At 52.5% G+C, this 7397-nt stretch carries 6 protein-coding genes and 1 tRNA gene; 5 read left to right on the top strand and 2 right to left on the bottom strand.

Annotation, left to right across the window (positions count from 1 at the left end):
- Positions 1–150: 150 nt before the first annotated feature.
- A tRNA-Leu gene (locus I2E77_RS07550) sits at positions 151–237 on the top strand.
- Between the two features lie 344 nt (positions 238–581).
- Here I2E77_RS07550 and I2E77_RS07545 read toward each other — a convergent pair.
- Complete coding sequence (locus I2E77_RS07545) at positions 582–1091, bottom strand: Gx transporter family protein (protein ID WP_195450949.1); 510 nt, start codon at positions 1089–1091, stop codon at positions 582–584.
- Positions 1092–1105: 14 nt separating this feature from the next.
- A complete protein-coding gene (locus I2E77_RS07540) occupies positions 1106–1471 on the bottom strand; it encodes a NusG domain II-containing protein (protein WP_087228813.1) in 366 nt (121 codons plus the stop codon).
- 1092 nt (positions 1472–2563) lie between these two features.
- Here I2E77_RS07540 and I2E77_RS07535 point away from each other — a divergent pair.
- The 4 genes from I2E77_RS07535 (at position 2564) to nspC (ending at position 7396) form a co-directional block, all read left to right on the top strand.
- Positions 2564–4015, top strand: coding sequence for an aminotransferase class I/II-fold pyridoxal phosphate-dependent enzyme (locus I2E77_RS07535; protein WP_087228816.1), 1452 nt, complete (start codon positions 2564–2566; stop codon positions 4013–4015).
- A 13-nt stretch (positions 4016–4028) separates the two neighbouring features.
- Positions 4029–4886, top strand: coding sequence for a polyamine aminopropyltransferase (gene speE / locus I2E77_RS07530; protein ID WP_087229551.1), 858 nt, complete (start codon positions 4029–4031; stop codon positions 4884–4886).
- 108 nt (positions 4887–4994) lie between these two features.
- Complete coding sequence (locus I2E77_RS07525) at positions 4995–6254, top strand: saccharopine dehydrogenase family protein (RefSeq protein WP_191362347.1); 1260 nt, start codon at positions 4995–4997, stop codon at positions 6252–6254.
- Between the two features lie 5 nt (positions 6255–6259).
- Positions 6260–7396, top strand: coding sequence for a carboxynorspermidine decarboxylase (nspC, locus tag I2E77_RS07520; protein ID WP_195450948.1), 1137 nt, complete (start codon positions 6260–6262; stop codon positions 7394–7396).
- Position 7397 lies beyond the last annotated feature (1 nt).

Here is a 7397-nt window from a genome sequence, read left to right as displayed (position 1 = left end):
TTAACCTTACTACAGGTCTTTCCTATTTGCTACCTTTTTTTATCTCTACTTTGTCACTCATCATTGTAACACCTACATTGTCGCCCGTGCTCGCCGGCACAAAACCGTTGCTTTTGGGCGAGTGTTGTGCTATAATAATTACCGTTATTTGCCGCTATGGTGGAATTGGCAGACACAAAGGACTTAAAATCCTTCGGAAGTGATTCCGTACCGGTTCAAGTCCGGTTAGCGGCACCAAGCCAAACCTGGGATGCAGGAAGCATCCCAGGTTTGGCTTTTTTGTCATGCATAATGTTTTAAGGCCGTTTCGGGCAAAAGACCTGAAGAAAGAATTGCCCATTCGATGAGGGATTCTCAACGTTGTTGCAGGGATTGATTTTACCAATGCTTTCCTAAATGGTTCCCCTCCCCTAAGCCATCCTAAGATCTGCACTCCGTTTGTTTGACACCCCCATATTTTGTCTTCAAACCGTTGGTACTCTTCTTAAGAGCCTCTGGAGTTTTTCCCCGCTCCACTTTTTAAGGTCATGTTCTTTAGACACTACCAAAATACATCCTATTGTTCCTGTTTTGATCTCTAATCAATCTAAATGACGGGTTTGCTTTTCTAAAGATGTTCTGCGTAAAATCAATTGTGCGCACACCCCTGTAAATCCCCCGGCCAAGCATCCAGAAATCAGCAAAAACGGCAGATAGAACAATATCCCCCACCCTGCGACCATACAGGCCACAGTCATCTGACCAATATTGTGAAATATAGCGCCCAACACGCTACAAATCCAAATATACTTTTCTGAAAGGAACCTCTTTAACAACAGCATCCCAACAAGGCAAAATAAACCTCCTGCCATACTGTACATAAGGGTCATCATCCCTCCACCAAAAAAAGAGCCCAATAAAATGCGGGCTACTACCAAAAGGAACACTTCTCTTACGCGATAATGGTAAACCGCATAGACAGTGATGATATTTGCCAACCCCAGTTTCACACCGGGAATTGGAAAAGGGTTTGGTATTTGGAGTTCCACAACAAAAAAAATCAGCGCTACTGCTGTAAGCATCGCCAATTCCGTCAACTTTCTTACTTTCAAACCTGTCACCCCCATTAGCCAACCATTCCATCCAATGCATTCCCATTCTCTGCAAACTGAATCACCAGGTGGTGCGGCAGGCAAACAATTGGCACGGACGAATCCAACCATCCCATATGCACACATGTCTGGTCGGGGCATTCTGCCGCCAACATATGGATTCGATGGTCTTTGATCTCTATGGTATTAACCCGGCCTTCATATTGCACCTCGATGGTTTGATCGCTGGCCTGTTCCAAATCAAACTGATAGAGCACTTCCCCATCTTGAACGATTTCCACGATTTGGGTATCCGGTTGTTGGAGCACGAAAATGCTCCCTACAATCCCAACCAGCAAAAGTATGCCTACTACAAAAAAAGGCCATTTTTTCTGTTTCATATTTTATAATTCCTGGACCGTCTCTGCCAACTTTTGGTTAGGAAAACGTTCCGTGATCCCTTCTGTTAGAATCCTTTTACCTTTACCGGTATAATGAGGAGCGCACATGTTTGAATCCAGATTTATGGGGGCCCAAGGCCTTCGCACAATTTTTTCCCACACGGGAAAAGGCTTCCCAGTGCGCATAAAAACACTTGAACTGATCCCACCAAATATTTACGCACAAATAAACTCGCGGAAACAACTGGTAGGATCTACTTCCATGGGCCTTTCCAGTCTAACAACGGCGGCGGCCGGAATTCCAACCGGCCGCCGGTTTTGCAAGCGTTGCCCATATGCGCTGCTCCTACTATAGAATACTACATCTTTCTAGGGATGTCTAATCCTTCTTTTAAAGGCATTCCATCCTTTATCGGGAGCGGGTAGAGTGTTCTAAGTCGGATTTTTTCTTGCATTTTGTGCGGTGATCTCCCAATATAAATTCTTAAAAGCAGATCCTAAAGTTGTGTTTTATGATTCTCATTTACCACATAGCGCATAAGAAGCCGCCAAGCATGCTGGTTTCGTGTAGCATTCCGGTTTCTTATGGCGCATCACGCCGAAAACGGTTGACATTGCCCAAATCTATGTTACAATAAAAGTGCTATGCATAGATGTTGCCACGGCACTTCTCATGCAAATATATTTGGCCGGGCGGGAATCCCGCCTAAAGCTCATCGGACAGGGCTGGCCGTTGCCGCGTGCGGTGTAATGCACCGCAATTATTGATGGACCTTTCAGGGTTCAAATTTTATAAGTTGGTCCTTTCTTTCCCGTGCGATCGCACACCACTTGTGAAACGTCAATAAGAGTAGGTAAAGTATATTTGCTAAGGCCGCGCCTCTTTAGTGCGCGCCGGAAACTCTGAAGTGTACGGATCAGGCAGCCGGATACTAAAATCCCCCTGTGCGCCTTACGCGCAATGGTAAGGGGGCTTGTTCTGTCCTATAGATCGTTTCGCAGGCAGTGCTTGTCGCGTGTGGCGGGCACTGTCTGCTTTTTCTTTTGCCATTTTGCGGGATACTGTAAGGATAGATACAGGAGGAATGAACATTGGACAAGGAACGCCAAAAGCAGGCGCCGATCTATACTGCGCTTGAGCGCTTCCGGCGTCAACGTGTAGTGCCATTTGACGTGCCAGGCCACAAGCGCGGCCGCGGCAATCCCGAACTTGTACAACTGCTGGGCGAGAAGTGTGTCAGTATCGATGTCAACTCGATGAAACCGCTAGACAACCTATGCCACCCGGTGTCCGTCATCCGCAAAGCCGAAGAACTGGCCGCCGACGCCTTTGATGCGGCACATGCTTTCTTGATGGTGGGCGGTACGACTTCCTCTGTGCAGGGGATGGTGCTGGCTGCTTGCAAGCCCGGCGACAAGATCATCCTGCCGCGCAACGTCCACAAAAGCGCCATTAATGCACTGGTGCTGTGTGGGGCAACCCCTGTGTATATTGATCCCAAAGTCGACAAACGGTTGGGCATCCCTCTGGGCATGGAAGTCGAGGACGTGCGCGCAGCAATGGAGGCAAATCCCGATGCGGTGGCCGTTTTTATCAACAATCCCACTTATTACGGCATCTGCTCCGACCTAAAAACGCTGGTCGATCTGGCCCACGAACACAACATGCTGGCACTGGTTGATGAAGCGCACGGTACCCATCTGTATTTTGGCCCCGGGTTACCCCGCCCCGCCATGCGCGTGGGCGCTGATATGGCCGCCATCTCCATGCATAAATCCGGCGGGAGCCTGACGCAGAGTTCGCTTTTGCTCCTTGGACCAAATGTCGATGCTGGATATGTCAGCAGCGTTATCAACTTGACCCAAACGACAAGCGCCTCATATCTGTTGATGGCAAGCCTCGACATTTCCCGCCGCAACCTCGCGCTGCGCGGTGCCGAGAGCTTTTCCCGCGTGGTCGACATGGCCGAGTACGCCCGGCGCGAGATCAATGAAATCGGTGGATACTATGCCTATGGCTCGGAATTAATTAATGGCGGCAGCATCTTCGATTTTGATGTAACCAAATTGGCCGTTTACACCCGCGGCATCGGATTGACCGGCATTGAGGTATACGATTTGCTGCGCGATGAATACGACATTCAGGTCGAATTCGGCGACCTGTCCAACATGTTGGCCTACATATCGATTGGCGACCGCATTCAGGACATCGAGCGTCTGGTCGGTGCGCTGGCTGATATCAAGCGGCTTTACGCAAAGCCGGAGACAAATATTTTCACCTCAGAGTATATCTCCCCCACGGTGGCAGCCACGCCACAGCGGGCATTTTATGCGGAAAAGGAATGCCTACCCATCGACGAGACAGCCGGGCGCATTTGCAGCGAATTTGTGATGTGTTACCCGCCGGGCATCCCCATCTTGGCTCCTGGCGAGGTCATCACCCAGGAGATCATCGACTACATCGAATTTGCAAAGGAAAAAGGCTGTTCGATGCAGGGGCCGGCTAGTTCGGATATCTCCCATCTGTATGTATTGAAGGAGTGATCGTATGCAGAATATGGACCTCTGGTTCGGTGAATTGCACACCGACAACGTCAAGTTGAGCATCCGCGTCGAGCAACAGGTATTCCACGGTGAGAGCGAATTCCAGCACATCGACGTGTTTGATTCACCGGAGTTTGGTCGCTTTTTGACGTCGGACGGCAGCGTCATCTTCTCCGAAAAAGATGAATTCACCTATGATGAAATGATTGTACATGTCCCGATGGCTGTCCACCCCAATGTGTGCCGCGTCCTGGTTTTGGGCGGCGGTGACGGCGGCGTCGCGCGCGAACTTTCGCAGTATGACGAGATCGAAGTAATCGACGTCGTCGAGCCGGATAAGCTGTTCGTGGACGTCTGTTGTAAATATTTTCCGGATAATGCCTGCGGCCTGCGCGACTCCCGTGTGCGTATCTTCTACGAGGACGGGCTGAAATTCCTGCGAACCAAATCGGACGATTATGATCTGATCATCAATGACTGTACCGATCCCTTAGGCCACGCGGCCGGGCTTTTCACAAAAGAGTTTTACGGCAGCTGCTTTAAAGCGCTGCACGAGGATGGCATCATGGTCTATCAGCACGGCAGCCCCTTCTACGACGAGGACGAGGAAACTTGCCGCGCTATGCACAAGCGTGCTTACCGCAGCTTCCCTATCAGCCGTGTATACCAGGCGCATATTCCCACCTGCCCGGCGGGGTACTGGCTATTCGGCTTTGCGTCGAAAAAATATCATCCACTGAAGGATTTTAACGCAGCTCGCTGGAATGCCCGCCACATCAAAACGTGGTATTACTCAACCCATCTGCACCGTGGGGCTTTTATGTTGCCACGTTATGTCGAAGAACTTTTGGAGGAAGAAGAGAACGGGTAGGCCAGATCGTTGAACGGCAGTTTTCCTCCCCCATACTGTCCTGGAAATATCTTTTTCATCTGAATTCGTTATCCAATCTCTGCTAATGATAAAAGGAGTGTGTATCTCATGAGCAAACTGTTGGTTATCGGCTGCGGGGGCGTCGCCTCGGTCGCCATCCAGAAATGTTGCCAAAACAGCGGGACTTTCACGGAGCTGTGCATTGCTAGCCGCACGGTCTCGAAGTGCGACGCACTGAAGGAAAAGTTGGCCGGAAAGACCACCACTAAAATCACCACCGCACAGGTGGACGCCGACAACGTCGAAGAACTCAAAGCCCTGATCAATGGGTACAAACCTGACGCGGTACTGAACGTCGCGCTGCCCTATCAGGATTTGACCATTATGGACGCTTGCCTGGCCTGCGGCGTCGACTATATCGACACCGCCAACTACGAGCCGGAAAACACCGACGACCCCGCCTGGCGCGCTGTTTATGAGAAGCGCTGCAAGGAGGAGGGCTTCACTGCCTACTTCGATTATAGCTGGCAATGGGCCTACCGCGAGAAATTCCGCGAGGCTGGCCTGACCGCCATTCTTGGCTCCGGCTTTGATCCCGGCGTCACCAGCGTCTTCTCGGCCTATGCCCTCAAGCATTATTTTGACGAGATCCATACCATCGATATCCTCGACTGCAACGGCGGCGACCACGGCTATGCCTTTGCCACCAATTTCAACCCCGAAATCAACCTGCGCGAGGTTTCAGCAAACGGCAGCTATTGGGAAGATGGCCACTGGGTGGAAACCAAGCCCATGGAAATCCACCGCACCTACGATTTCCCGCAGGTTGGCGAAAAGGACATGTACCTGTTGCACCACGAGGAGATCGAGTCGCTGGCAAAAAACATCCCCGGCGTCAAGCGCATCCGCTTCTTTATGACCTTCGGCCAGAGCTACCTGACCCATATGAAATGTCTGGAGAATGTCGGTATGCTGTCGACCAGCCCCGTCATGTTTGAGGGATGCGAGATTGTGCCCATTCAGTTTTTGAAAGCCCTTCTGCCCGACCCGGCCACCCTCGGCCCGCGCACCAAGGGAAAGACCAACATCGGCTGTATCTTTACCGGCATCAAGGACGGCAAGGAAAAGACCATTTATATCTACAACGTTTGCGACCATCAGGAGTGCTATCAAGAAGTTGGCAGTCAGGCCATCAGCTATACCACCGGCGTACCGGCCATGATCGGTGCGGCGCTGGTGGTGAACGGCGCGTGGAAGAAGCCGGGCGTCTTCAATCTGGAAGAGATGGACCCCGACCCGTTCATGGACCTGCTGAATCAGTATGGACTGCCGTGGGTGGTCGATGAGGCCCCCGCTACCGTCGAGTGAGCGCCATGGCAAACTGCTCGATGGAAGAACTGCGCACCCCGGTCTATCTAATTGACGAGGCCGCGCTGATCCGCAACCTGGAAATTTTGCAGGGTGTCCAGCAGCGCACCGGCTGCCATATCCTGCTGGCGCAGAAGGCGTTTTCGATGTTTCGGGTCTACCCGCTCATTGCCCACTATCTCTCGGGCGCAACGGCCAGCGGCCTATACGAAGCGCGCTTGGCACACGAAGAGCTTGGCGGCGAAAACCACGTCTTCTGCCCCGCCTATACCGACGCAGAGATGGCCGAGCTGTGCAAAATCTGCGATCATATCAGCTTTAACTCGCTGCGCCAGCTGGAGCACCACCGCCCCGTCTGGCAGGCGGCGGGGGTTAGTGTTGGGCTGCGGGTCAATCCCGAGCATTCGACGCAGGAAGGCCACGCCATCTATGACCCCTGTGCGCCGTGTTCGCGGCTTGGGATTCCCCACGCCGCACTGGGTGATGCCCTGCCGGAGGGCGTCGAGGGCCTACATTTTCACACGTTGTGCGAACAGGATGCTGCGCCGCTCGTGGAGACGTTTGAAGCGTTCGAGAAAAAGTTCGGGCAATTTCTGCACGGGCTGCGCTGGTTGAATCTGGGCGGCGGGCACCACATCACCCGGGAAGGCTACGACCTTGCCGCATTGGAGGCGCTGATCCGGCGCATCCGTGAAACCTACGGCGTCGAGGTGTACCTTGAACCCGGCGAGGCCATTGCGCTGAACGCCGGCACACTGATTACCACGGTGATGGATGTTGTAGAGAACGGGATGCCAATTTTGATTCTGGATGCATCGGCGGCCTGTCATATGCCGGATGTGCTGGAAATGCCCTACCGTCCGCCGCTGTACGGTGCTGGGGAGCCTGGCGAAAAAGCCGTTACCTGCCGTCTGGGGGCGCGCACTTGCCTGGCCGGAGATGTGATCGGCGACTACAGCTTTGATGAGATGCCAAAAATCGGCGACCGGTTGGTATTTGGCGACATGGCCATCTATTCCATGGTCAAAAACAACACCTTTAACGGCATGCCGCTGCCGGACATCGCCCTGCGCCGTAGAGACGGCAGCTGCGAAATGGTACGGCGGTTCGGCTATGAAGATTTCAAAGGGAGGCTTTCCTGAC

Source organism: Anaeromassilibacillus sp. 1001302B_160321_C8, assembly GCF_015554745.1.
In the GTDB taxonomy this organism is placed as follows: domain Bacteria; phylum Bacillota; class Clostridia; order Oscillospirales; family Acutalibacteraceae; genus Anaeromassilibacillus; species Anaeromassilibacillus stercoravium.
The sequence above is the reverse complement of the archived record's forward strand: the minus strand, read 5'-3'. Positions and strand labels throughout refer to the sequence as shown.